Origin of the sequence: Streptomyces lucensis JCM 4490 (genome assembly GCF_014650035.1) — a bacterium.
In the GTDB taxonomy this organism is placed as follows: domain Bacteria; phylum Actinomycetota; class Actinomycetes; order Streptomycetales; family Streptomycetaceae; genus Streptomyces; species Streptomyces lucensis.
The window spans coordinates 140856-165612 of the sequence record NZ_BMUE01000012.1 but is presented as its reverse complement, the minus strand read 5'-3'; the positions used below and the strand labels follow the sequence as shown (position 1 = coordinate 165612).

The window sequence follows — 24757 nt, the reverse complement described above, 5'->3', positions numbered from 1 at the left end:
TTGTGTTCACGGCGTCGGCGCTCGCGTGCCGGCGCCGTGGGCGTGTCCGGGGTCGTGCGTCAGGCCTGTCCGACGAGCGGGGTGAGGTGCTGGGGCTGCTGCCTGGCGTGGGGGGTGCGGGTGGCGGGGTCTTCGAGGCCGAAGGTGGTGAAGGCGGTGCGGGCGGGCAGGGGGTACTGCTCCTTGCCGGTGATGGAGTTGAGGATGGTGGCGCTGCGCCAGGCGGCGAGGCCGAGGTCGGGGGCGCCGACGCCGTGGGTGTGGAGTTCGGCGTTCTGGACGTGGACCGAGCCGGTGACCGAGGGGTCGAGGACGAGGCGGAACCGGTCGTCGATGCGGGGGCGTCCGCTGCTGTCGCGGCGCAGGTAGGGGTCGAGTCCGGCGAGGAGGTGGTCGAGGGGGCGTTCGCGGTAGCCGGTGGCGAGGACGACGGCGTCGGTGGTGAGGCGGGTGCGGCTGCCTTGCTGGAGGTGTTCCAGGTGGAGTTCGATGCGGCTGGTGGCGATGCGGCCGGCTGTGCGGACCTGGACGCCGGGGGTGAGGACGGTGTCGGGCCAGCCGCCGTCGAGGGTGCGTCGGTAGAGCTCGTCGTGGATGGCGGCGAGGGTGCCGGCGTCGATGCCTTTGTGGAGTTGCCATTGGGCGGCGACGAGCCGGTCGCGGACGGGTTCGGCGAGGGCGTGGAAGTAGCGGGTGTAGTCGGGTGTGAAGTGTTCGAGGCCGAGTTTGGAGTATTCCATCGGTGCGAATGCTTCGGTGCGGCCGATCCAGTGCAGTTTTTCGTGGCCGGGTGGCCGGTGGCGCAGCAGGTCGAGGAAGATTTCGGCGCCGGACTGTCCGGAGCCGACGACGGTGATGTGTCCGGCGGTGAGGACGGTGTCGCGGTGGTCGAGGTAGTCGGCGGCGTGGATGACGGGGACGGTGGGGGTGTCGGCGAGGGGTTCGAGGGGTGCGGGCACGTGGGGGGCGGTGCCGATGCCGAGGACGATGTTGCGGGTGCGGGTGCGGCCGCGTGCCTGGGTGTTGCCGTGGGTGCCGGTGTCGGTGGCGGTGTCGAGCCGGGTGTAGTCGACTTCGAAGAGGTCCTGTTCCGGGTTCCAGCGGACGGCGTCGACCTGGTGGTTGAAGCGTAGGCCGGGCAGGTTCTGTGCGACCCATCGGCAGTAGGCGTCGTATTCGGCGCGCTGGATGTGGAAGCGCTCGGCGAAGTAGAAGGGGAAGAGCCGTTCGCGGGTTCTGAGGTGGTTGAGGAAGGTCCAGGGGCTGGTGGGGTCGGCGAGGGTGACGAGGTCGGCGAGGAAGGGCACTTGGATGGTGGCGCCGTCGATGAGCAGGCCGGGGTGCCAGTCGAAGCCGGGGCGTTGTTCGTAGAAGACGGCGTCGAGTTCGGCGAGTGGGTGGGCGAGTGCGGCGAGGGAGAGGTTGCACGGTCCGATGCCGATGCCGACGAGGTCGCGTGGGGGTGCGTCGCGGTGGGGTGGGGGGATGGTCACGGGGTTGTTCCTTCTGCGAGTTTCAGCAGTTGGGCCAGGTCGTCCGGCCGGGTGTGGGGGTTGAGGAGGGTGGCTTTGAGCCAGAGGCGGCCGTCCATGCGGGCGCGGCCGAGGACGGCGCGGCCTTCGTGGAGGAGTGTGCGGCGGATGGTGGCCACGGTGGTGTCGTCGGCGTCGGTGGGCCGGAAGAGGACGGTGCTGATGACGGGCCGGTCGTAGAGCTCGAAGCGGGGGTGGTCGTGGATGAGTGCGGCGAGTTCGCGGGCGCGGGCGCAGACCTGGTCGGTCAGGTCGGCGAGGCCGGTGCGGCCGAGGGTTTTGAGGGTGACGGCGATCTTGAGGATGTCGGGGCGGCGGGTGGTGCGCGGGGAGCGGCCGAGCAGGTCGGGGTATCCGGCTTCGGTGTCGTCGTCGGCGTTGAGGTAGTCGGTGTGCTGGTGGAGTGCGGTGAGTTCGCGGGGGCGGGCGACGGCGAGGAGGCCGGCGGCGATGGGCTGCCAGCCGAGTTTGTGCAGGTCGAGGGTGACGGTGTGGGCGGCTTCGAGTCCGGCGAGTTTGTCGCGGTGGCGGTCGCTGAACAGGAGGCCTCCGCCGTAGGCGGCGTCGATGTGGAGGCGGGCGCCGTGGGCGGTGCACAGTCCGGCGATCTCGGGCAGTGGGTCGATGAGGCCGGCGTCGGTGGTGCCGGCGGTGGCGGTGACCAGGTGGGGGCCGGGCTGGGCGGTGAGGGTGTCGTGCAGGGCGGCGGGGTCGAGGATGCCGCGTGGTGCTGGGACGACGGTGGGGTCGGGCAGGCCGAGCAGCCAGGCGGCGCGTGGCAGGGAGTGGTGGGCGTTCTCGCCGCAGATGAGCCGGGTGTGGGGGCCGTGTGTTTCGCGGGCGAGGAGCAGGGCGAGTTGGTTGGATTCGGTGCCGCCGGTGGTGACGAGGGCGTCGGCGAGTCCGGTGGTGTGGGCGAGGGCGCGGGTGACGGCGGCTTCGAGGGCGGTGGCGGCGGGTGCCTGGTCCCAGGAGTCGAGGGAGGGGTTGAGGGCGCTGGCGGCGAGGTCGGCGGCGGTGGCGACGGCGAGTGGTGGGCAGTGCAGGTGGGCTGCGCAGAGGGGGTCGGCGGGGTCGGCGGAGCCTTCGGCGAGGGCGTGTACGAGGGCGTGCAGGGCGTCGGGGTCGCCGGTGTCGGGGAGGGCGTCGCCGAGGGTGTCGGCGATGCGTGCGGCGACGGTGTGCGGGCCGCCGGCGGGTAGTGGTCCGCCGCGTGCGCGGTTGCCGTCGGTGAGTGCGTCGAGGACGGTGGCGAGGAGGGGGCGCAGGGCGTCGGGGCCGTCGGGGCCTGAGGCGAGGGGCGGCGTGCGCATGGGTTTTCCTCCGGGGCGCGGGGGCGGAGGCTTCTGTACGGAGGTTCTTCGGGGACCGTCGCGTACGGGGGCTTCCAGTTTGTACGGGTGGGGGTCCGTTGTCCCGGATGCCTGGTGATCAGTACCCGAAAGTGTGTACTGCCGCGCTCGGAGGGGGTGTTGGGGCGTGGGGGTGGGCCGGTCCGGCGGGGGTGCCCGCTCCGCCGGACGGGGCCGGGTGTCAGGGGTGGCCGGCCGGTCCGTCGCCTGGTCGGCGGGGACCGGCCGTGCCGTGTGTGGTTACGCCTGGGGCGCTTCGCCGCGCACGCGCAGGGCGCGGGTGAGGTCGTCGAGCCGGTCGGCGAGGGTGCGGCGCAGGGCCGGGGTGGGGTCGGCGTCGCGCAGGCATTCTTCGCCGAGGCGCAGGGTTTCGGTGTCGACGGCGTGGGCGGGGAAGGCCCAGTTGCCGGCGGCGACGGCGATGGCGGGGCCGCGCCGGGCGGCGACGGTGACGGCGTCCTGGTAGAAGCGCGGTACGTACTCCTGTACCAGTTCGGCCTGTTCGGGCTGCCAGAAGCCCTGGGCGGTGGCGGTGAAGAGGTAGTTGGAGAGGTCGTCGCCGGTGAACATGGCTTCCCAGGCGGTGCGCTTGGCGTCCGGGTCGGGGAGGGCGGCGCGGCAGCGGGCGGCGCCTTCCTGGCCGCTGGCGCTCGGGTCGCGTTCGAGCTCGGCGGCGATGGCGGCCTCGTCGGTGGCGCCGAGTACGGCGAGCCGGGCGAGGATGCGCCAGCGCAGTTCGGGGTCGAGTTCGGGTCCGCCGGGCACGGTGCCGTCGGCGAGCCAGGCGGCGATGGTGTCGGGGTGGGCGGCGACGCCGATCAGGTGGCGTACGGCGATCAGGCGGAGGCCGGGGTGGTCGCCGTCCTCGGTGCGTCGCAGGAGGTCGCGGCAGAGGGAGGTGAGGGTGGCGAGGGCTGCCGGGCGGTCCGCCGTGTGGAGGTAGCGGTCGGCGATGTGGGTGGAGGCGAAGGCGAGGACGCCCTGGGTGACGGCGAGGTCGGTTTCGTGCGGCAGGTGGGTGCGGGCGATCTCCAGGTAGGCGGTGGGCGGGAGTTCGCCGTCGCGGACGGCGTCGCGCAGGGCGTTCCAGACGACGGCGCGGGTGAGGGGTTCGGGCAGGCCGGACAGGGAGCTGCGGATCGCTTCGAAGGAGCCGGTGTCGAAGCGGATCTTGGCGTAGGTGAGGTCGCCGTCGTTGAGGAGGAGCAGTGCGGGGCGTTTGCCGATGGGGTGGGGGTCGGTCTGCGGTACGTCGAGGTCGAGGCGTCGTCGCAGCTCGAGCCGGCCTTCGTCGGTGACGGCGTGGTCGTAGAGGCCGGCGGTGAGGCGGTGGGGGCGGCTGCCGGTGCGGTCGGCGGTCAGGGTGCAGGTGCCTTCGGCGGCGGTGACGGCGGGGGTGAGGGTGTCGACGCCGGTGGTGCGCAGCCAGTTGTCGGCCCAGGCGTGGACGTCGCGGTCGGTGGCCGAGGCGAGGGAGTCGATGAAGTCGGCGAGGGTGGCGTTGGCGAACTTGTGGCGGGTGAAGTGGGTGTTGATGCCGGCGAGGAAGTCCTTCTCGCCGAGCCAGGTGGCCAGCTGGCGCAGTGCGGAGGCGCCCTTGGCGTAGGAGATGCCGTCGAAGTTGAGCAGGGCGGAGGCCGTGTCGTCGACGGCGTCGGGGGCGACGGGGTGGGTGGTGGGCCGCTGGTCGGCGTCGTAGCCCCAAGCCTTGCGGGTGACGGCGAACTCGGTCCAGGGGTCGGTGAACCGGGTGGCTTCGGCCGTGGTCTGGTAGCCCATGTATTCGGCGAAGGACTCGTTGAGCCAGATGTCGTCCCACCACTTGAGGGTGACGAGGTCGCCGAACCACATGTGGGCCATCTCGTGGGCGATGACCATGGCGCGGGTCTGCCGTTCGGTGTCGGTGACGGCGGAGCGGTAGACGAATTCGTCGCGGAAGGTGACCAGGCCGGGGTTCTCCATGGCGCCCGCGTTGAATTCGGGGACGAAGGCCTGGTCGTAGGAGTCGAAGGGGTACGGCTCCTCGAACTTCTCGTGGTAGCGGTCGAAGCAGGCGCGGGTGATGTCGAGGATTTCGTCGGCGTCGGTGTCGAGGTGGGGTGCGAGGGAGCGGCGGCAGTGGATGGCGAAGGGCAGTCCGCGGTGTTCGGTGCGTACGGAGTGCCAGGGGCCGGCGGCGACGGCGACGAGGTAGGTGGAGATGAGGGGGGTGGTGGCGGCCTGCCAGAGGCCGTCGCCGCGGTGTTCGGTGATTCCGTTGGAGAGGACGGTCCAGCTTTCGGGTGCCTTGACGCGGACGTCGAAGACGGCTTTGAGGTCGGGCTGGTCGAAGGCGGCGAAGACGCGCTGGACGTCGTCCATGAACATCTGGGTGTAGACGTAGGTCTCGCCGTCGCTGGGGTCGGTGAAGCGGTGCATGCCCTCGCCGGTGCGGGAGTAGCGCATGACGGCGTCGACGTGCAGCTCGTGCTCGCCCGCGGTGAGGTTCTTCAGCGGCAGCCGGCCGTCGGTGGCCGACTCGGGGTCGAGGGGCCGGCCGTCGAGCGTGACGCTCCGCAGCTCCACGGGCTTGAGTTCGACGAACGTGTCCCCGTCGGACCGTGCGGTGAACCGGATCACGGTGCGGGAGTCGAAGGTCTCCTCACCGGTGGTGAGGTCCAGGTCGACGGTGTAGCGGTGGACGTCGAGGAACTGTGCTCGGAGCTGCGCCTCATCGCGCGTGAGTACGGACATGCAGGCCATGCTGCCTGATGAGGGCGGTACCGCACAGGGGCGGACCGGTACACGGCGTTTGTCCGGTACGCGCCCCCCGTCCGGTGGTGATCGTGCCGGGCTTCGCCGGGGTGGCCGGGTTCAGTGCCCGTTGGTGTCCTCGGCGATGCGCTCGTGGTGCCGGATCACCTCGGCGATGATGAAGTTCAGGAACTTCTCGGCGAAGGCCGGGTCGAGCTTGGCGCTCTCGGCGAGGCGGCGCAGCCGCTCGATCTGCCGGGCCTCGCGGGCCGGGTCGGCGGGGGGCAGCTGGTGCACGGCCTTGAGTCTGCCGACCTGCTGGGTGGCCTTGAATCGTTCGGCGAGCATGTGGACGACGGCCGCGTCGATGTTGTCGATGCTGTCGCGCAGCCGAGCCAGTTCCTGGCGGACCTCGGGGTCCACGTCGCCGGTGCCGGTGTTGCTGGTGGTCATGGGCGCAACCCTAGGGGGTTGCCGGGCTGTGTCCGTTCGGTGTCCGGGGACTGGATGGCGGGTCGGCGGGGCGGGGAGCACGGGCGCCGCGGCGGGGGACGCGGTCGCCGGCCGGTGCGGGTGGGTGGTCGTCCGGCGTCCTACAGTGGGACCGGGGGTTCCGGCGTCTTCGGGAGTGCGGGCGTGGCGAACGGCGGCCCGGTCGAGCACGGCTTTCCGCATCTGGAGACGGTGCGGGAGGCCGTCACGGCGCTGTACAGGCGCCTGTCCCGGGACACGGTGCAGACGTTCTCGGTGAGCGTGGCCCCGGCGGACGTGGCCTTCTGCGACACCGACGACCTGCATCTGGGTGCGCAGCGCGTGGCCCGTCAGATCGTGCGGCACTTCCGGCTGCCGGACGCCCGGCTGATCGTGGGGTTCCGGGAGATGACGCATGCGGCGAACGTGGAGCTGACGGCGGGTCCCGAGTACTTCGTCGAGCTGAACGACCGTTTCCGTACGCATCGCGGGGACATCGGGGCGGCGCTCGCGCACGAGGTGGCCCACGTCTACCTGCACCGTCTGGGTCTGGCGTTCGGGCGCACGGCGGAGAACGAGATCCTCACGGACACGGTGACGGCGTACCTGGGCGCGGGCTGGCTGCTGCTGGACGCCTACCGGGAGGACGGGGTCTCGTCGCAGAAGCTCGGCTATCTCACCCCGGAGGAGTTCGGTTACGTCCTGGCGAAGCGGGCCCTGCTGTTCGGTGAGGACCCGTCGGTGTGGTTCACGAGCCCGCAGGCGTACGCCGCGTACGTCGAGGGGATGGCCCTGGCCCGCGAGGACGAGCGGCAGCCGCCGCTGACGGGGGCGGGCTGGGCGGGCCGGCGGCGGTACGCCCACGACCGGCGGCACGCCACCGGTGCGCGGCCCGCGGCCGTGTACGCCTTCACGCCCGATCCGTCCGGCGGCCCCCTGCGTGTGTCGTTCCCGTGCCCCACCTGTCACCAGCGGATCAGGGTGCCGGTCGGGGGGCGGGTGCGGGCGCGGTGCGGGTTGTGCCGGTCGGTGCTGGAGTGCGACACGTAGGCCTGCGGCGCTTTCGCAGGGGCCGGGGCCGGTGCGTGGGCCGGGGCCGGTGCGTGGGCCGGGGCCGGTGCGTGGGCCGGGGCCGGTGCGTGGGCACCGGGGGCTCCGCCCCCGGACCCCCGTCCTCGCCCACCCACCACCCGACTCGGTCGGCCGAGAGGCGAAGCACGGGTCCGGCGGGACGGAAAGCGCGCGGCCGGCGGGAGACCGGGGTCGGCGCGCGGCCGGGGTGCTTTCAGGGGTGGCGGCTGCTGACGGCGACGACTTCGCCCGTCATGTAGGAGGAGTAGCCGGACGCCAGGAAGACGATCACGTTGGCCACCTCCCAGGGCTCCGCGTACCGTCCGAAGGCCTCTTTGGTGGTGAGGTCCTCCAGCACTTCGGCGGAGGTGACCTTCACCAGGTGCGGGTGCATGGCGAGGCTGGGGGCGACCGCGTTGACCCGCACGCCGAAGGCGGCGGCCTCGATCGCCGCGCAGCGGGTCAGCGCCATCACGCCGGCCTTGGCGGCGGCGTAGTGGGCCTGTCCGGCCTGGGCGCGCCAGCCGATGACGGAGGCGTTGTTGACGATCACCCCGGTTCCGGACTCCCGCATGACGCGCAGGGCCGCGCGGGTGCACCGGAAGGTGCCGTTCAGCGTGACGTCCAGGACGCGGGTCCACTGTTCGTCGGTCATGTCGACGAGTTCCGAGGTGCCGCCGAGTCCGGCGTTGTTGACGACGATGTCCAGTCGTCCGTGTTCGGTGACGGCCGTGTCGAACAGGGCGCGTACCTGCTCCTCGTCGGTGACGTCGCACGGTACGGCGGCCACGGCGCCCGGGAATTCCCGGGTCAGTTCGGCCTCGTGCTCGGCCAGCCGGCGCTTGTGGGCGTCGCTGATGAGCACCCGCGCGCCTTCCTCCAGGAACCGGCGTGCCGTCGCGCCGCCGATGCCGGCGCCGGCCGCGGCGGTGATGACGGCGGTGCGCCCCTTCAGCAGTCCGTGCCCGGGTAAGTAGGGCGGGATCCCGACGCTTGTCATGGGGTCACGCTAACTCGCCGGACGCGTTTCAGGGCAGGGCGATTTCGGGCCGGACGATGCCTGCGGCACGGGCGGCCGCCAGCCACTTCGGGAACTCGCCGACGAGGCGGTCGTACAGTTCGGCGTCGGGGATCCGCCGTGGGTCCTCGCCGGCGTGGAAGAAGCCGGCGTTGTCCACAACCCGCCTGCCGGGCACCGGCAGTTCGTCGAGTCTGCGCAGGAAGTCGAACTGGCGGCTGCCCGGCTCGCCGAAGCCGACGAACTGCCAGAACAGCGGGAGTCTCGACGCCTTGCACAGGTACCGTTCGGCGGCGGGCCTGCTGACCGGGCCGCCGTCGGTCTGGAAGACGACCAGGGCGGGCTCGGTGGCGCCGCTGTCGAGGTGGTGGTCGATGACGGCGTCCATGGCCAGGTGGTAGCTGGTCCTGCCCATGTGTCCGAGGCCGCGGGCTATCCGTTCGATGCGGCCCTCGTGGTCGTTCAGGGCGATGTCGGTGACCGCGTCGATGCCGGTGGAGAAGAACACGACCGGTACCCGGCCGTCGTCGTCCAGGTGTGCGGACAGGCCCAGTACCCGGTCGGCGAGCGCCTGCACGCTGCCGTCCCGGTAGTAGGGCCGCATCGAGCCGGAGTGGTCGATGACGAGGTAGACGGCGGCGCGCAGTCCGTCGAGGCCGTGCTTGCGCAGGCTCACTCCGGCCGACCGGTAGGGGCCCACGAGTGCGGGCGCCGTCTCCTGCACCTTGCGCAGACTGATCGCGGCCATGGTCCCCCCTCGGCTGTCGGGGGCCAGAGCCTACGTGATCAACGGGTCCCGAGGGATCTTCCCGCATGCGGTGCACGCCGTCGGCCGGCGCAGGGGTTCGCGGCGAGTGCCTGGCGCGGACCGCTGACCCGGCGGGTGCCGGGGGGCGGACGTGCGGCGGCGCCTGCCCAAGAGTCCGGTCGGGGACAGGTGGGCAGGCGCCGTCTGTGTTCCGTACGCCTTTGTACGGGACGTTCTCGGTGGGCCCGTCAGACCGCCAGGGAGCGGTCCGTCGGGCGGATCGGGGCCGGCAGGTCGCTGGCTCCGGTCAGGAAGCGGTCTACGCCGCGGGCGGCCGAGCGGCCCTCCGCGATCGCCCAGACGATCAGCGACTGGCCGCGGCCGGCGTCACCGGCGACGAACACTCCGGGGACGTTCGTCTGGAAGTCGGCGTCGCGGGCGATGTTACCGCGTTCGTCGAGCTCCAGGCCGAACTGCTCGACCAGGCCGTTCTCCCGGTCGGTGCCGGTGAAGCCCATGGCGAGGGTGACGAGCTGGGCCGGGATCTTGCGCTCGGTGCCCGGCTTCCGGTTCAGCTTGCCGTCGGTGAACTCGACCTCGGCCAGGTGCAGCCACTGGACGTTGCCGTCCTCGTCGCCCTCGAAGTGGGTGGTGGAGGCGGAGTAGATCCGCTCGCCGCCCTCCTCGTGGGCCGAGGTGACCTTGTACAGGATGGGGAAGGTCGGCCAGGGCTGGCTGGTGGCGTGCCGCTCGTCGTTGGGGCGGGGCATGATCTCCAGCTGGGTGACGGAGGCCGCGCCCTGGCGGTGGGCGGTGCCCACGCAGTCCGCGCCGGTGTCGCCGCCGCCGATGACGACGACGTGCTTGCCCTCGGCCGAGATCGGGGTGGTGACGTAGTCGCCCTCCTGGACCTTGTTGGCCAGGGGCAGGTACTCCATCGCCTGGTAGACGCCCTTGAGTTCGCGGCCGGGGACCGGGAGGTCACGGGCGGTCGTGGCGCCGGCGGCGATGACGACCGCGTCGTAGCGCTTCTTGAGGTCGCGGGCGCCCAGGTCGCGGCCGATCTCCACGCCGGTGCGGAAGCGGGTGCCCTCCGCGCGCATCTGCTCGATGCGGCGGTTGATGTGGCGCTTCTCCATCTTGAACTCGGGGATGCCGTAGCGCAGGAGGCCTCCGACGCGGTCCGCGCGCTCGTAGACGGCGACCGTGTGGCCGGCCCGGGTCAGCTGCTGGGCGGCGGCCAGGCCCGCCGGGCCCGAGCCGATGACCGCGACCGTCTTGCCGGACAGGCGCTCGGGGATCTGCGGGACGACGTCCCCGGTCTCCCACGCCTTGTCGATGATCGAGACCTCGACGTTCTTGATGGTGACCGGCAGCTGGTTGATGCCGAGCACGCACGCCGACTCGCAGGGGGCCGGGCAGAGGCGGCCGGTGAACTCCGGGAAGTTGTTGGTCGCGTGCAGGCGCTCCTGGGCGGCGGCCCAGTCCTCGCGGTAGGCGTAGTCGTTCCACTCGGGGATCAGGTTCCCCAGCGGGCAGCCGTTGTGGCAGAACGGGATGCCGCAGTCCATGCACCGGCTGGCCTGCTTGCTGATGATCGGCAGCAGGGAGCCGGGGACGTAGACCTCGTTCCAGTCCTTGACGCGCTCACCGACGGGACGGGTCTTGGCGACCTCGCGGCCGTGGTTCAGGAAGCCCTTCGGGTCAGCCATTGATCGCCGCCTCCATCATCTTCTCGGTGATCTCGGTCTCGGAGAGACCGGCTCGCTCGGCGGCGTCCTTGGCGGCGAGCACTGCCTTGTACGTGCTGGGGATGATCTTGCTGAAGCGCTCCACGGCCGTGTCCCAGTCGGCGAGCAGCTTCGCGGCGACGGTCGAGCCGGTCTCCTCGGCGTGGCGGCGCACCACGTCGTGCAGCCACTGCTTGTCCGTGTCGTCCAGCGCTTCGACCGACGCGGCGTTGCCGGCGTTGACGTTGTGGCGGTCGAGGTCGATGACGTAGGCGATGCCGCCGGACATGCCCGCCGCGAAGTTGCGGCCGGTCGGGCCGAGGACGACCGCGTGACCGCCGGTCATGTACTCGCAGCCGTGGTCGCCCACGCCCTCGGAGACGACCAGCGCGCCGGAGTTGCGGACGCAGAACCGCTCGCCGGTGCGGCCGCGCAGGAACAGCTCGCCGCCGGTGGCGCCGTAGCCGATGGTGTTGCCCGCGATGGTGGAGTACTCGGCGAGGTGGTCGGCCGCGCGGTCCGGGCGGACGACGATCCGGCCGCCGGACAGGCCCTTGCCGACGTAGTCGTTGGCGTCGCCCTCCAGGCGGAGGGTGACTCCGCGCGGCAGGAACGCGCCGAAGGACTGGCCGGCGGAGCCGGTGAAGGTGATGTCGATGGTGTCGTCGGGCAGGCCTGCGCCGCCGAACTTCTTCGTCACCTCGTGGCCGAGCATGGTGCCGACCGTGCGGTTGATGTTGCGGATGGCGACCTGGGCGCGCACCGGCTGTGCCTCGGTGGCGTCGTTGGCGGCGAGCGCGTCGGCGGCGAGCTTGATCAGCTCGTTGTCCAGGGCCTTCTCCAGGCCGTGGTCCTGCTCGACGAGCTGGTGGCGCACGGCGCCCTCGGGCAGCTCGGGCACGTGGAAGAGCGGCTCCAGGTTCAGGCCCTGCGCCTTCCAGTGGTCGACGGCGCGCTGGACGTCGAGGACCTCGGCGTGGCCGACGGCCTCCTCGATGGAGCGGAAGCCCAGCTCGGCGAGCAGCTCGCGGACCTCCTCGGCGATGAAGCGGAAGAAGTTCACCACGTGCTCGGCCTTGCCGGCGAAGCGGTCGCGCAGCACCGGGTTCTGGGTGGCGATGCCGACCGGGCAGGTGTCCAGGTGGCAGACGCGCATCATGACGCAGCCGGAGACGACGAGCGGCGCGGTCGCGAAACCGAACTCCTCGGCGCCGAGCAGCGCGGCGATGACCACGTCGCGGCCGGTCTTGAGCTGGCCGTCGGTCTGCACGACGATGCGGTCGCGCAGGCCGTTGAGCAGCAGGGTCTGCTGGGTCTCGGCGAGGCCCAGCTCCCAGGGGCCGCCCGCGTGCTTGAGCGAGGTCAGCGGGGAGGCGCCGGTGCCGCCGTCGTGGCCGGAGATCAGCACCACGTCGGCGTGCGCCTTGGAGACGCCCGCGGCGACCGTGCCGACGCCGACCTCGGAGACCAGCTTGACGTGGATCCGAGCCTGCGGGTTCGCGTTCTTCAGGTCGTGGATGAGCTGGGCGAGGTCCTCGATGGAGTAGATGTCGTGGTGCGGCGGCGGGGAGATGAGGCCCACGCCCGGCGTCGAGTGACGCGTCTTGGCGACCCACGGGTAGACCTTGTGGCCGGGCAGCTGGCCGCCCTCGCCGGGCTTGGCGCCCTGGGCCATCTTGATCTGGATGTCGTCGGCGTTGACCAGGTACTCGGAGGTCACGCCGAAGCGGCCTGAGGCGACCTGCTTGATCGAGGAGCGGCGCGCCGGGTCGTACAGGCGGTCGGGGTCCTCGCCGCCCTCGCCGGTGTTGGACTTGCCGCCCAGCTGGTTCATGGCGATGGCGAGGGTCTCGTGCGCCTCCTTGGAGATGGAGCCGTACGACATGGCGCCGGTGGAGAAGCGCTTGACGATCTCGCTGGCGGGCTCGACCTCGTCGATGGGGATCGGGGCGCGGCCGGAGGTGAAGCCGAACAGGCCGCGCAGCGTCATCAGGCGCTCGGACTGCTCGTTCACGCGGTCGGTGTACTTCTTGAAGATGTCGTAGCGGCCGGTGCGCGTGGAGTGCTGCAGGCGGAAGACCGTCTCGGGGTCGAACAGGTGCGGCTCGCCCTCGCGGCGCCACTGGTACTCGCCGCCGATCTCCAGCGCGCGGTGCGCGGGAGCGATGCCGGAGGCCGGGTAGGCCTTGGCGTGGCGGGCGGCGACCTCCTTGGCGATGACGTCGATGCCGACGCCGCCGATCTTGGTGGCGGTGCCGTTGAAGTACTTCTCGACGAAGTTCTCGTCGAGGCCGACGGCCTCGAAGACCTGGGCGCCGCGGTAGGAGGCGACGGTGGAGATGCCCATCTTGGACATGACCTTGAGCACGCCCTTGCCGAGGGCGTAGATCAGGTTGCGGATGGCCTTCTCGGCCTCGATGTCCGACAGGAAGGTGCCCGCGCGGACCAGGTCCTCGACCGACTCCATGGCCAGGTAGGGGTTGACGGCGGCGGCGCCGTAGCCGATGAGCAGGGCGACGTGGTGGACCTCGCGGACGTCGCCGGCCTCGACCAGCAGGCCCACGTGGGTGCGCTGCTTGGTGCGGATGAGGTGGTGGTGGACGGCCGCGGTGAGCAGCAGCGACGGGATCGGCGCGTGCTCGGCGTCGGAGTGCCGGTCGGACAGGACGATCAGGCGGGCGCCGTTGTCGATGGCGGCGTCGGCCTCGGCGCAGATCTCCTCGATGCGGGCGGCGAGCGACTCGCCGCCGCCGGAGACCCGGTACAGGCCGGAGAGGGTCGCGGCCTTGAAGCCGGGCATGTCGCCGTCGGCGTTGATGTGGATGAGCTTGGCGAGCTCGTCGTTGTCGATGACCGGGAAGGGCAGCACGACGGACCGGCAGGAGGCGGCGGTCGGGTCGAGCAGGTTGCCCTGGGGGCCCAGCGAGCTGCGCAGGGAGGTGACCAGTTCCTCGCGGATCGCGTCGAGCGGCGGGTTGGTGACCTGTGCGAACAGCTGGGTGAAGTAGTCGAAGAGCAGCCGCGGGCGCTCGGACAGGGCGGCGATGGGGCTGTCGGTGCCCATGGAGCCGATCGGCTCGGCGGCGCTGCGGGCCATCGGGGCGAGGATGACGCGCAGCTCCTCCTCGGTGTAGCCGAAGGTCTGCTGGCGGCGGGTGACCGAGGCGTGGGTGTGGACGATGTGCTCGCGCTCGGGCAGGTCGCCGAGCTCGATCTCGCCGGCTTCCAGCCATTCGGCGTAGGGCTGCTCGGCGGCGAGGGACGCCTTGATCTCGTCGTCCTCGATGATGCGGCGCTCGGCGGTGTCGACGAGGAACATCTTGCCGGGCTGCAGGCGGCCCTTGCGGACGACCCTGGCCGGGTCGATGTCGAGGACGCCGACCTCGGAGCCGAGGACGACGAGGCCGTCGTCGGTGACCCAGTAGCGGCCGGGGCGCAGGCCGTTGCGGTCGAGCACGGCGCCGACCTGGGTGCCGTCGGTGAAGGTGACGCAGGCGGGGCCGTCCCAGGGCTCCATCATCGTGGAGTGGTACTGGTAGAAGGCGCGCCGGGCGGGGTCCATGGAGTCGTGGTTCTCCCACGCCTCGGGGATCATCATCAGCACGGAGTGCGGCAGCGAGCGGCCGCCGAGGTGCAGCAGTTCCAGCACCTCGTCGAAGGACGCGGAGTCGGAGGCGTCGGGGGTGCACACCGGGAAGATGCGCTCGATGGCCTTGTCGTCGGGGGCGAACAGGTCCGAGAGCAGCTGGGACTCACGGGCGCGCATCCAGTTGCGGTTGCCCTTGACGGTGTTGATCTCACCGTTGTGCGCGACGAAGCGGTAGGGGTGCGCGAGCGGCCACGAGGGGAAGGTGTTCGTGGAGAACCGGGAGTGCACGAGCGCGATCGCGGAGGCGAAGCGGCGGTCGGACAGGTCCGGGAAGAAGGGCTCGAGCTGGCCGGTGGTCAGCATGCCCTTGTAGACGATCGTGCGGGCGGACAGGGACGGGAAGTAGACGCCCGCCTCCCGCTCGGCGCGCTTGCGCAGCACGAAGGCCTTGCGGTCGAGCGCGATGCCCTCGGTGGTGCCGTCGGCCACGAAGATCTGGCGGAAGACCGGCATGGTGGAGCGGGCGGTGGCGCCCAGCAGCTCGGGGGCGACCGGGACCGCGCGCCAGCCGAGGACGGTGAGGCCCTCCTCGGCCGCGATCGTCTCGATGCGCGAGACGGCGTCCTCGGTCCCCTCCTCCGGCAGGAAGGCGATTCCGGCGGCGTAGGAGCCGGCGGCGGGGAGGTCGAATCCGGCCACCTCACGGAAGAAGGCGTCGGGGACCTGGGAGAGGATGCCGGCGCCGTCGCCCGAGTCGGGCTCGGAGCCGGTGGCACCGCGGTGCTCCAGGTTGCGCAGGACGGTGAGTGCCTGTTCGACCAGCGTGTGGGACGCCTCGCCGGTGAGGGTGGCGACGAAACCGACGCCGCAGGCGTCGTGTTCGTTGCGGGGGTCGTACATACCCTGCGCAGCAGGGCGAGCATCCATGAACGACCAGTTCTGGCCGTTCTCGGAGTGCTGGGACGGCTGGCGCGGCGTACGCATCGGCTCTCCCGTCGTCGTCATGTGGCATGTGGCAAGTGCCGAGGGACGACGTTGGCCCTCTGCGTGGGGTGCAAAATTTCGTGCAGATTACATGATGGATCGGGCGTCGGGAACCGGATACTCCGTTCCAGCATGCGGACACCACGGGGGTCCGTGGCGGGTGCCGCGCGGGGCGGCGAACGTGTGTGGGGGCCGTTGCGGACGAGATCGGTCGGATCGGTGTCCCTCGGCCCGTCAGGGGCGGGAGGGGCCTCGTCGGCCCGCCCCTCGGGGGTGCGGCGGGCGTCGTTGCCCGCAGCGCTTACGGCTCATGCCCGGTGGTCACGCGATCGAAACCAGCGAGTAACGGGTACTTATGCGTCCCGTCGCATAAGTACCGGCGCCGCTATCCTACGGCCGTTCCGAACAGGCTGCCCAGGGCGTACGTCACACCGGCCGCCGCACCGCCGAGGGCGAGCTGCCTGAGGCCGCTGAACCACCAGGTCCGCGCGGTCACCTTGGCCACGACGGCACCGCAGCCGAAGAGCCCGGCGAGGGCGAGGAGCACGGCGGGCCACAGGACGGTCGCGCCGAGCAGGTACGGGAGCACGGGCAGCAGGGCGCCGAGCGCGAACGAGCCGAACGACGAGACGGCGGCGACCAGCGGCGAGGGCAGGTCGCCGGGGTCGATGCCCAGTTCCTCCCGGGCGTGTATCTCCAGCGCCTGCTCGGGATCCCTGGACAGCTGCCGGGCGACCTCGCGGGCCAGCTCGGGCTCGACCCCCCGCGCCACGTAGAGGGCGGCCAGCTCGTCCTCCTCGTCCTGCGGGTGCCTGCGCAGCTCGCGGCGCTCGACGTCCAGCTCGGCCTCGACCAGCTCCCGCTGGGAGGCGACGGAGGTGTACTCGCCGGCCGCCATGGAGAAGGCGCCGGCGGCCAGGCCCGCGAGTCCGGTGATGATGATCGTGTGCTGGCTGACGGAGCCGCCGGCCACGCCGGTCATCAGGGCGAGGTTGGAGACCAGGCCGTCCATGGCGCCGAAGACGGCGGGGCGCAGCCAGCCGCCGTTGACGTCGCGGTGCGTGTGGTTGTCGCGGTGCGCCTCGTGCAGCGTGGCCTCGTTGTCGATGATGGCCATACGGACCCCCCGGGGTAGCTTAGCCAAAGCTAAGTTTGGACGAGTTCTATTTTTTGATATGCCTGAACCTACGCCGCCGGAGCCCCTCCCGCCAGCAAGGAAAGGCTGGGCTAAGCTGCACTTTCGGCCGCGTCGCTCATTTGTGCATGCGAACACTCAGATGCCGAGCGGGTGACTCCGCCCTCCCGGGCGCTGACCCGGACGCCTCCCGTGGGACACATCCCCAAAGGGTCCCCGTGGTCCCGCCGACCGAGGCCGCCGCGGGACCCCGTGGTCCTGCCGAAGGAGGCCGCCAAATGGCATCGATCGCCCGTACTCCCCCGGTCCCGGCCCGCGGGGACGCTCCCGGTCTGCGCGAACGGGCGCGTGGTGCGCTGCTCGGCCTGGCGGTCGGCGACGCACTGGGGGCGCCGGCGGAGAACCTCAGGCCCTCCGAGATCCGGGCGCGCTGGGGCCGCATCACCGGGTACGTCGCCGAGAGACCGTCCGGCACGGACGACACCGAGTACGCGATCTTCTCCGGTCTCCTGCTGGCCCGGCACGGCTCCGCGCTGACCCCGGCGCATGTGCAGGCGGCCTGGCACGCGTGGATCGCGGACCGGGCCGAGGGCCCCTTCCGCGGCGCGGGCTTCAGCGAACGCGGCACCCTGGAGAACCTCCGCCGGGGCCTGGCCGCCCCCATCTCCGCCCAGCACCGGCACGCCTGGAGCGACGGGCTGGCGATGCGCGCGGCGCCCTTCGGGGTCTTCGCCGCCGGGCGCCCCGGGGAGGCGGCCCGCCTGGTGGCGATCGACGGCTCGATCAGCCACGAGGGGGAGGGCATCTACGGCGGCCAGGCGGTCGCGGCGGGCGTGGCGGCGGCGATGGCGGGAGCGGCGGTACCGGTGGTGATCGCCTCCGCCCTCGCCGTCGTCCCGGACGACTCCTGGACGGCCCGCTCCCTGCGGCGCGCGGTGGCCGTGGCCCACCGGGGCGAGCGCGCGGTCCGCTCCGCGGTCGTGGTCGGCGGCTATCCCTGGACCGACCTGGCCCCGGAGGCGGTCGCCCTCGCCTTCGGGGCGTACGCGGCGGCCGACGGCGACTTCCGGGAGGCGGTCCTGACCGCCGTCAACATGGGCCGCGACGCGGACACGACGGCGGCGGTGGCCGGCGCGCTGTCCGGCGCCACCGAGGGGCTCGCCGCGATCCCGGCGGTCTGGGCGTCGGCCATCGGCCCCGCGCGCGGCCGCTGTCTGCCGTCCATGGCCGGCCACCACGTCCTGGACGTGGCGGAACTGCTGGTACCGGGCGAGGGGGGCAAGTGGGGAGCGGACGTCCTGCCGGAACCGGTACGCGCGCTGCTGCTGCCCACCCCCCAGGACACCCCGCCCGTCCCCCTCCTCCCCGCCACCGACCCGCCCCCGCTCCTCGCGGCCGCCTGCGCCCCGCCCGAGCGGCCACCCCACCCCGCCTCAGCGCCGGCCCCGGCCGGCAGCCGCCCGCCCCCCGCCGCCTTCCGCCGCGCGGCCGCGTCCCCCCCGCGCCCGGCCCGCGTCCGCCCACCGGCCGGCGCCGACCCGGCCCCTCCCGCCGCCTCACGGCCCGCCGAGCGGCCCCCGCACCCCGCTTCCGGTCCCGCGTCGGCCGACTCCCCCCGCCACCTCGCCGCCACGTCCCGTCCCGCGGACGCCGGATGGGTGGGGAGTCCCGGGGACGAGGGGCGCGGTCCGCTGGTGGGGGCCGGGAACTCCGGGGACCGGGACGGCGAGGGGACGTCATGACGGCCCGGCGCATCGAGGGCCTCCTCCTCGGGCTCGCCGCGGGCGACGCCGCCGGCTGGCCGGCGGCCCGGCACCGTGCCGCCCGGATGCCCGAGTGGACGCGCCGGCTGACCCGGGAGCTGGACACCTTCGCCGAGCAGAACGCGACGACCACCCTGCCCGTGCCGATCGCCCTCAACCAGCCCCCCGAGCCCCTGCGCCTCGGCCCGTCCGACGACGCCGAGTGGGCGGTGTTCGCCGCGGAGGCGGTCCTGCGCGCCGGTGACGACGACGTCCTCGGCGACCTCAGCCGGGAACGCCGGATGCGGGCCGCGATCGACCTCACCTGGACCGCCGTGGCCTCGGAGGTCGCCGCGGCGACGGAACGCGCCCCGGAGACCGAGTCCGCCGTGCTGCCCCTGCGGGCCCGCATCTCCGTGCGCGCCGGCCTGGGCAACCTCGCCACCGGACTGCGCCCGCCCGCGACCGGCCACGACAACCCCCACTACTTCGACGACGCGGCCTGTGTCCGCGCCTGCGTCCTGGCGGTCGCCCACCCCGGCGACGCCCCGCGCGCCGCCGCCCTCGCCGAGTTCGACGCCCGCTACACCCAGGACGGCGACGGCGTGCACGGCGCCCGCGCGATGGCGGCGGCCCTGGCGCTGGCCCTCGCCGGCGCGGACACCGGCACCTGCGTGGACGCCGCGCTCGCCGAACTGCCCCTGGACACGGAGATCGGCCGCAACACCCGCCACGCGCTCGCGCTCGCCCGGGACAGCGACTGCGCCTTCTCCCTCGTCCCCCTCCTGGAGCACCAGATCGTCGACCACGTCTACAGCTACGGCATCGCCGCCGCCGAGACCGTCCCCGTCGCCCTCGCCCTGGCCGCGGCCGCCCGCGGCCGCATCGCCGAGGCCGTGCCCGCCGCCGCCTGCCTGTCCCGGGTCGCCGACTCCGCCCCCGCCCTGGCCGGCGCGCTCACCGGCGCCCTCGGCGGCGGCGCGGCCGTCCCGCAGTCGTGGCGGGACGCCTGCCGGGTCCTGCCCGGCTGCACCCTGCCCCGGCTCACCGGCACCGACCTGGTGGAACTCGCCGGTCTCCTCGAAGCCGCGCAACCGGCCCGCCCAGGAGGATGATTCGGGCATGACGCCCAAAGGAGAAGAAAACCGGGGGCCGGGTCCGAGCGGTCTCGACGAGCGGATCACCGCGGCCCTGGTCGGCGCCGCCGTCGGTGACGCCCTCGGCGGCCCGGTGGAGGGCTACTCCCCCGAGCAGATCACCGAGCGCCACGGCGGCCGCGTGCACGGCGTCGTCGGCCCCTGGCACGGCGACGCCTGGCGCACCGCCCGCCCCGTCGCCCCGTACCACAAGGGCGACGGCCACGTCACCGACGACACCCTGATGACCCACGCCCTGGTCCGGGTCTACGATCGCGTCCGCGACCACCTCGACGCCTACGCGATCGCCGACCACCTGGTCCCCGACCTGATGACCCATCCGCGCTGGATCCCGGAGCTGGAGAGCGAGGCACTGCCCCTGCACCGGCTCTTCCTCGCCGAGAAGTGGCTGGTGGCCCGGCTCGCGTACGGCCACGCCGACCCCAGGGAGGCGGGCGTCGGCAACATCGTCAACTGCGGCGCCGCGATGTACATGGCTCCCGTCGGTCTGGTCAACGCGGCCCATCCGGCCGCCGCCTACGCCGAGGCGCTGGACGTCGCCGGCGCGCACCAGTCGTCGTACGGCCGTGAGGCGGCCGGTGTCTTCGCCGCGGCCGTCGCCGCCGCCACCGCGCCCGGCGCGACCCCGGACTCGGTCGTGGCCGCCTGCCTGTCCCTGGCCCGGGACGGCACCCGCACCGCGATCGAGAAGGTGTGCGAAGTCGCCGTGCGGTACCGGGACTTCGAGTCGGCGCTCGGCCCGCTGCGCACGGCGGTGGCACCGTACGACACGGTCGGCCCGGACTACCGTGCCCCCTCGCTCGCCGCCCGCCGCCCCTCCCGCCTGCACTCGATCGAGGAGCTCCCCATCGCCCTGGGCATGCTGCTGGTCGCGGGCGGCGACTACCGGCACGCCGTCCTGGGCTCGGTCAACTACGGACGCGACTGCGACTCGATCGCCACGATGGCCGGTGCGCTCGCGGGCGCGCTGGGCTCGCCCGTGCCCGAGGACTGGGCGAAGGCGGTCGCGGACGCGAGCCGCCTGGACCTGTGGGAGCCGGCCCGCACGCTCGCCGCGGTGACCCGCGAGGTATTCGAGCGGGACGTGACCCGGCGGCGCGCCCACGAGCGGGCGTTCGTCGCGCTCGGAGGACGCCCATGCTCCGACTGACCTGGGTGCAGCCGGAGGACCTGCTGGGCCACGAACTGCGCCAGGCCCGCCTGGACGGCCGGGAGCCCTCGGCGATCGAGGCGCGCTGGCGCGCGGCGGGCGGCCCGGACGCCCCGGAGCGTGCGGGAGCGTCCGCCGGCCGCGCCTCCCGCTACCTGCGGCTGCTGGCCGAGGACCTGCTGGACGAACTCGCCGACCTGCCCAGCAGACTGGCCGAGGACGAACCGACGGACCTGACGGCGATCAAGTCCCTGTGCGCGCACTGGCCGCAGCCGTCCGGCGCGCCCCGGCGGGCCGCGGGCCGCCCGGCGCCCGCCCCGGACGCCCTGGAGGCCGCCTGGCTGGGCAGGGCCATCGGCTGCCTGCTCGGCAAGCCCGTGGAGAAGCTCCCCCTGGACGGCATCCGGGCCCTGGCCAGGGCGTCGGGAAACTGGCCCCTCACCGGCTACTTCACCGCCCGGGGCGTCCCCGGGGCCCTCCTCGACCGGTACCCGTGGAACCGCCGCTCGGCCGCCACCTGTCTCGCCGAGAACATCGACGGCATGCCCGAGGACGACGACCTCAACTACCCCCTGCTGAACCTCCTGCTCCTGCGGCGCCACGGAAGGTCGTTCAGCACCGCGGACGTGGCCCGGCTGTGGCTGGACGAACTCCCGCCCGGCCGCACCTTCACAGCCGAGCGCATCGCCCTGCGCAACCTGCTCACCGGCATCGAGCCCCCGCACACCGCCCGCCACCGCAATCCCTTCCGCGAGTGGATCGGCGCGCTGATCCGCGCCGACGTGCACGGCTGGACCAATCCGGGCGATCCGGCCGCCGCCGCCGAACAGGCCCACCGCGACGCCGTCCTGACCCACACCGCGAACGGCGTCTACGCGGCCATGTTCACGGCCGCCGTCATCGCCGCCGCCGCCACGGGGACCGAGGACGTGCACGCCTGCCTGCGGGCCGGCCTCACCGTCGTCCCGCCCCGCTCCCGCCTCGCGCTCGCGCTCGCCCACGCCCTCCGGCTGGCCGGGACGCACGAGCACTTCGACGACGTCGTGGACGAACTCCACGCCGTGCACGCACCCACCCACCACTGGGTCCACGCCGTCCCCAACACCGCCCTGATCGCCGCCGCCCTCGCCCACGCGGACGGCGATCCCACCGGCTCCGTCTGCCGTGCGGTGTCCGGCGGCTGGGACACGGACTCCAACGGCGCCACGGCCGGCAGCGTCGCCGGGCTGCTCGCGGGCTCCCCCGCGGCCCTCCCCGACCGCTGGCGGGCCCCGCTGAAGAACCGGCTGGCCACCACCGTCGCCGACTTCGACGGCGTCGGCTTCGACACCCTCGCCCACCTCACCCATCTGGAGGCGACCCGCCCATGACCCACATCGCCGTCCTCGGCAGCACCAACATGGACCTCGTCACCTACGTCACGAAGGCCCCGCAGCGCGGCGAGACCGTGACGGGGCGCGAGTTCCGCACCATCCCCGGCGGCAAGGGCGCCAACCAGGCGATCGCCGCGGCCCGCGCCGGCGCCACCGTCTCGATGATCGGCGCGGTCGGCAACGACGCCTACGGCACACGGCTGCGCGGCACCCTCGAACACTCCGGTGTGGACACCGACTCCCTGCGCACGGTCGAGGGCCCGTCGGGCACGGCGCACATCGTCGTGGACGACGAGGGCGGCAACTCCATCGTCGTCGTCCCCGGCGCCAACGGCACCGTCGACCACCTCTCCCCCGGCGACGAGGGCGTCATCGCCTCGGCCGACGCCCTGCTGCTCCAGCTGGAGATCCCGCTGGCCGCGGTCGTCGCGGGCGCCCAGGCCGCCCGCCGGCACGGGGTCCGCACGGTCCTCACGCCGTCCCCCGCCCAGGCGCTGCCCCCCGAGCTGCTCGCCGCCGTCGATCTGCTGGTGCCCAACGAGTACGAGGCGGTCACCCTCACCGGCCGCACCGACCCGCGAGAGGCGGCCGCCGCCCTGCTGGAGTCGGTGCCCGAGGTCGTCGTCACCCTGGGCGCGACGGGCAGCCTGTACCTGGCCCGGGGCACCGAACCGCTGGTGGTGCCCGCGCCGAGGGTGACCGCCGTCGACTCAACCGGAGCGGGCGACACCTTCGCCGGCGCGCTCGCGGTGGCCCTCGGCGAGGAGAAGCCGGTGCGGGAGGCGCTGACCTGGGCGGCCGCCGCGGCCGCGCTCTCCGTCCAGCGGGCCGGGGCGTCGGCGTCGATGCCGTACCGCCCGGAGATCGAGGCGCAGTACAGCGCATGACGACGACCGCTCCCGCACCGGGCGCCCTGAACGGTCTGCGGGTCCTGGACCTCGCGACCCTGTTCGCCGGCCCGATGGCCGCGACGCTGCTCGGCGACTTCGGCGCAGATGTGCTCAAGGTCGAGCATCCGCGCAGGCCCGACCCCTCCCGGGGGCACGGCCCGGCCAGGGACGGCGTCGGCCTGTGGTGGAAGGTGCTCGGCCGCAACAAGCGGACCGTCACCCTCGACCTGTCCACGCCCGGCGGACGCGCCGTCCTGCTCCGGCTCGCCGCCGGCGCCGACGTGGTGATCGAGAACTTCCGCCCCGGCACCCTGGAGAAGTGGGACCTCGGCTGGGAGGAGCTGTCCGCGGCCAACCCCCGGCTGGTCCTGGCCCGGGTCACCGCCTTCGGCCAGTTCGGGCCGTACGCGCACCGCCCCGGCTTCGGCACCCTCGCCGAGGCGATGAGCGGCTTCGCCGCGATCACCGGTGAGCCGGACGCGCCCCCGACGCTTCCGCCGTTCGGACTGGCGGACTCGATCGCCGGCCTGGCGACCGCGTACGCCGTGCTGACGGCGCTGGCCGCCCGGGAGCGCACCGGCACGGGCCAGGTGGTCGACATGGCGATCATCGAGCCGATCCTGTCGGTCCTCGGCCCGCAGCCCACCTGGTACGACCAGCTCGGCTACGTGCAGGAACGTACCGGCAACCGGTCCGCGAACAACGCCCCCCGCAACACCTACCGCACCGCCGACGGCGCCTGGGTCGCCGTCTCCACCTCCGCGCAGTCGGTCGCGGAGCGGGTGATGCGGCTGGTGGGCCGCCCGGAGCTGGCCGAGGAGCCGTGGTTCGCCACGGGCGCCGGCCGGGCAGCCCACGCCGGCGTCCTCGACGAGGCGGTCGGCTCCTGGATCGCCGCCCGCACCCGCACCGACGTCCTGGCGGCCTTCGAGAAGGCGGAGGCGGCGGCGGCCCCGGTCCAGGACGTCAGGGACGTCCTGGCCGACCCCCAGTACCAGGCCCTGGACACGGTCACCACCGTCGACGACGCCGAGCTGGGCCCGCTGCGCATGCAGAACGTCCTCTTCCGGCTGTCCGCCACTCCGGGCGCGATCCGCTGGGCCGGCCGGCCGCACGGCGCCGACACGGACGCCGTGCTGACGGAGCTGGGCCTGTGCCCCGCCGACATCGCCGCGCTGCGGGCGGAGGGCGCCCTGTGATCCGGTACCCGCTCACCTGGCTCTACGTCCCCGGCGACCGCCCGCACGTCGTGGCCAAGGCTCTGGCCGCGGGCGCCGACGTGGTGGTGATCGACCTGGAGGACGCGGTCGCCCCGGATCGCAAGGAGTACGCCCGCGCCGCCACGGTTGAGGTGCTGCGCGCGCACCAGCCGGTCCCGGTGCACGTCCGGGTCAACGCCCTGGACGGCCCCTGGGCGGCCGCCGACCTCGCGGCGCTCGCCGCGCTGCCGGGCGTGTCCGGGCTGCGGCTGCCGAAGGTGACGTCGCCCGACCAGATCCGGCAGGTCGCCGTGGCCACGCCGCTTCCCCTGTACGCCCTGCTGGAGTCGGCCCTCGGCATCGAGCACGCCCACGCGATCGCCGGTGCCCACCCGTCCCTCAGGGGCATCTCCCTGGGCGAGGCCGATCTCCGGGCCGACCTGGGCGTCCGGGCCGACGCGGGCCTGGACTGGCCGCGCTCGCGCGTCGTCGTCGCGGCCCGTGCGGCCGGCCTCGCGCCGCCGCCCCAGTCCGTCCACCCCGACATCCGCGACCTGGACGGTCTCGCCGCGTCCTGCGCGCGGGGCCGCGCTCTCGGTTTCCTGGGCCGCGCGGCGATCCACCCCCGGCAGCTGCCGGTCATCGAGCGGGCGTACCTGCCGACGCCGGCGGAGATCGAGCACGCCGAGACGGTCGTGAAGGCGGCGGCGACCGACCAGGGCGCCCAGGCCCTTCCCGACGGCCGCTTCATCGACGCGGCGGTGGTCGCCATGGCCCGGCGCACGCTGTCCCTGGCGCGCCGAAGGTGACGGTTCCGCCCGTCGGGCGCGACGTCCGGCGGCATCGGCCCGGTCGTGTGTGCCGCCGCCGGCCGGTCGTCCGC

At 73.3% G+C, this 24757-nt stretch carries 16 protein-coding genes and 1 pseudogene; 8 read left to right on the top strand and 9 right to left on the bottom strand.

The window, feature by feature from the left end:
• Positions 1-59: 59 nt before the first annotated feature.
• The 4 genes from IE177_RS25405 to IE177_RS25390 all read right to left on the bottom strand — a co-directional run bounded on the left by IE177_RS25405 (position 60) and on the right by IE177_RS25390 (position 6070).
• The gene (locus tag IE177_RS25405) at positions 60-1493 is read right to left on the bottom strand and encodes a lysine N(6)-hydroxylase/L-ornithine N(5)-oxygenase family protein (RefSeq protein ID WP_190017743.1); all 1434 of its coding nucleotides are present in this window, start codon (positions 1491-1493) and stop codon (positions 60-62) included.
• Entirely contained in the window at positions 1490-2845 is a 1356-nt protein-coding gene (locus IE177_RS25400) for a pyridoxal phosphate-dependent decarboxylase family protein (protein ID WP_190017742.1), read from the bottom strand. Before IE177_RS25400 ends, IE177_RS25405 begins: the two co-directional genes overlap by 4 nt.
• A 279-nt stretch (positions 2846-3124) precedes the next feature.
• The gene (pepN, locus tag IE177_RS25395) at positions 3125-5617 is read right to left on the bottom strand and encodes an aminopeptidase N (RefSeq protein ID WP_190017741.1); all 2493 of its coding nucleotides are present in this window, start codon (positions 5615-5617) and stop codon (positions 3125-3127) included.
• A 120-nt stretch (positions 5618-5737) separates the two neighbouring features.
• Positions 5738-6070 carry a chorismate mutase gene (locus IE177_RS25390; RefSeq protein ID WP_190017740.1) on the bottom strand — a complete coding sequence of 111 codons (333 nt, stop codon included), beginning with the start codon at positions 6068-6070 and terminating at the stop codon, positions 5738-5740.
• Positions 6071-6253: 183 nt separating this feature from the next.
• Between IE177_RS25390 and IE177_RS25385 the strand changes: the two genes are divergently transcribed.
• Positions 6254-7138 carry a hypothetical protein gene (locus tag IE177_RS25385; protein WP_190017739.1) on the top strand — a complete coding sequence of 295 codons (885 nt, stop codon included), beginning with the start codon at positions 6254-6256 and terminating at the stop codon, positions 7136-7138.
• A 235-nt stretch (positions 7139-7373) separates the two neighbouring features.
• On the opposite strand, the gene IE177_RS25380 is transcribed toward IE177_RS25385, so the two are convergent.
• The 5 genes from IE177_RS25380 to IE177_RS25360 all read right to left on the bottom strand — a co-directional run bounded on the left by IE177_RS25380 (position 7374) and on the right by IE177_RS25360 (position 16345).
• Positions 7374-8159 carry an SDR family oxidoreductase gene (locus IE177_RS25380; protein WP_190017738.1) on the bottom strand — a complete coding sequence of 262 codons (786 nt, stop codon included), beginning with the start codon at positions 8157-8159 and terminating at the stop codon, positions 7374-7376.
• Between the two features lie 28 nt (positions 8160-8187).
• Positions 8188-8925 carry a vWA domain-containing protein gene (locus IE177_RS25375; protein ID WP_190017737.1) on the bottom strand — a complete coding sequence of 246 codons (738 nt, stop codon included), beginning with the start codon at positions 8923-8925 and terminating at the stop codon, positions 8188-8190.
• A 248-nt stretch (positions 8926-9173) separates the two neighbouring features.
• Positions 9174-10637: a glutamate synthase subunit beta gene (locus tag IE177_RS25370; protein WP_190017736.1), complete on the bottom strand. Its 1464-nt coding sequence runs from the start codon at positions 10635-10637 to the stop codon at positions 9174-9176.
• Positions 10630-15228, bottom strand: a complete 4599-nt coding sequence (gene gltB / locus IE177_RS25365; protein WP_190017735.1) for a glutamate synthase large subunit — start codon at positions 15226-15228, stop codon at positions 10630-10632. Before gltB ends, IE177_RS25370 begins: the two co-directional genes overlap by 8 nt.
• A 385-nt stretch (positions 15229-15613) precedes the next feature.
• Positions 15614-16345: a VIT1/CCC1 transporter family protein gene (locus IE177_RS25360; RefSeq protein ID WP_190017734.1), complete on the bottom strand. Its 732-nt coding sequence runs from the start codon at positions 16343-16345 to the stop codon at positions 15614-15616.
• A 296-nt stretch (positions 16346-16641) separates the two neighbouring features.
• Between IE177_RS25360 and IE177_RS25355 the strand changes: the two are divergent.
• The 7 genes and pseudogenes from IE177_RS25355 to IE177_RS25325 form a co-directional block, all read left to right on the top strand.
• A pseudogene (locus IE177_RS25355) lies at positions 16642-17652 on the top strand (ADP-ribosylglycohydrolase family protein); the annotation flags it as partial.
• A gap of 449 nt (positions 17653-18101) precedes the next feature.
• The gene (locus IE177_RS25350; RefSeq protein ID WP_190017733.1) at positions 18102-19220 is read left to right on the top strand and encodes an ADP-ribosylglycohydrolase family protein; all 1119 of its coding nucleotides are present in this window, start codon (positions 18102-18104) and stop codon (positions 19218-19220) included.
• Positions 19221-19227: 7 nt separating this feature from the next.
• A complete protein-coding gene (locus IE177_RS25345; RefSeq protein ID WP_190017732.1) occupies positions 19228-20412 on the top strand; it encodes an ADP-ribosylglycohydrolase family protein in 1185 nt (394 codons plus the stop codon).
• Positions 20400-21782 carry an ADP-ribosylglycohydrolase family protein gene (locus IE177_RS25340; RefSeq protein ID WP_190017731.1) on the top strand — a complete coding sequence of 461 codons (1383 nt, stop codon included), beginning with the start codon at positions 20400-20402 and terminating at the stop codon, positions 21780-21782. Before IE177_RS25345 ends, IE177_RS25340 begins: the two co-directional genes overlap by 13 nt.
• Positions 21779-22672, top strand: a complete 894-nt coding sequence (gene rbsK, locus IE177_RS25335; protein ID WP_190017730.1) for a ribokinase — start codon at positions 21779-21781, stop codon at positions 22670-22672. Before IE177_RS25340 ends, rbsK begins: the two co-directional genes overlap by 4 nt.
• Positions 22669-23874, top strand: a complete 1206-nt coding sequence (locus IE177_RS25330) for a CaiB/BaiF CoA transferase family protein (RefSeq protein ID WP_190017729.1) — start codon at positions 22669-22671, stop codon at positions 23872-23874. The genes rbsK and IE177_RS25330 overlap by 4 nt, the downstream gene beginning before the upstream one ends.
• A complete protein-coding gene (locus tag IE177_RS25325) occupies positions 23871-24683 on the top strand; it encodes an HpcH/HpaI aldolase/citrate lyase family protein (RefSeq protein WP_190017728.1) in 813 nt (270 codons plus the stop codon). Before IE177_RS25330 ends, IE177_RS25325 begins: the two co-directional genes overlap by 4 nt.
• Positions 24684-24757: the final 74 nt, after the last annotated feature.

What these genes read in the sequence shown, in the direction of transcription:
- IE177_RS25370 (WP_190017736.1), bottom strand. Translation starts at nt 10,637, where the DNA reads ATGGCTGACCCGAAGGGCTTCCTGAACCACGGCCGCGAGGTCGCCAAG.
- IE177_RS25330 (WP_190017729.1), top strand. Translation starts at nt 22,669, where the DNA reads ATGACGACGACCGCTCCCGCACCGGGCGCCCTGAACGGTCTGCGGGTC.
- IE177_RS25400 (WP_190017742.1), bottom strand. Translation starts at nt 2,845, where the DNA reads ATGCGCACGCCGCCCCTCGCCTCAGGCCCCGACGGCCCCGACGCCCTG.
- pepN (WP_190017741.1), bottom strand. Translation starts at nt 5,617, where the DNA reads ATGTCCGTACTCACGCGCGATGAGGCGCAGCTCCGAGCACAGTTCCTC.
- IE177_RS25340 (WP_190017731.1), top strand. Translation starts at nt 20,400, where the DNA reads ATGCTCCGACTGACCTGGGTGCAGCCGGAGGACCTGCTGGGCCACGAA.
- rbsK (WP_190017730.1), top strand. Translation starts at nt 21,779, where the DNA reads ATGACCCACATCGCCGTCCTCGGCAGCACCAACATGGACCTCGTCACC.
- IE177_RS25350 (WP_190017733.1), top strand. Translation starts at nt 18,102, where the DNA reads ATGACGGCCCGGCGCATCGAGGGCCTCCTCCTCGGGCTCGCCGCGGGC.
- IE177_RS25380 (WP_190017738.1), bottom strand. Translation starts at nt 8,159, where the DNA reads ATGACAAGCGTCGGGATCCCGCCCTACTTACCCGGGCACGGACTGCTG.
- gltB (WP_190017735.1), bottom strand. Translation starts at nt 15,228, where the DNA reads ATGCGTACGCCGCGCCAGCCGTCCCAGCACTCCGAGAACGGCCAGAAC.
- IE177_RS25345 (WP_190017732.1), top strand. Translation starts at nt 19,228, where the DNA reads ATGACGCCCAAAGGAGAAGAAAACCGGGGGCCGGGTCCGAGCGGTCTC.
- IE177_RS25360 (WP_190017734.1), bottom strand. Translation starts at nt 16,345, where the DNA reads ATGGCCATCATCGACAACGAGGCCACGCTGCACGAGGCGCACCGCGAC.
- IE177_RS25390 (WP_190017740.1), bottom strand. Translation starts at nt 6,070, where the DNA reads ATGACCACCAGCAACACCGGCACCGGCGACGTGGACCCCGAGGTCCGC.
- IE177_RS25375 (WP_190017737.1), bottom strand. Translation starts at nt 8,925, where the DNA reads ATGGCCGCGATCAGTCTGCGCAAGGTGCAGGAGACGGCGCCCGCACTC.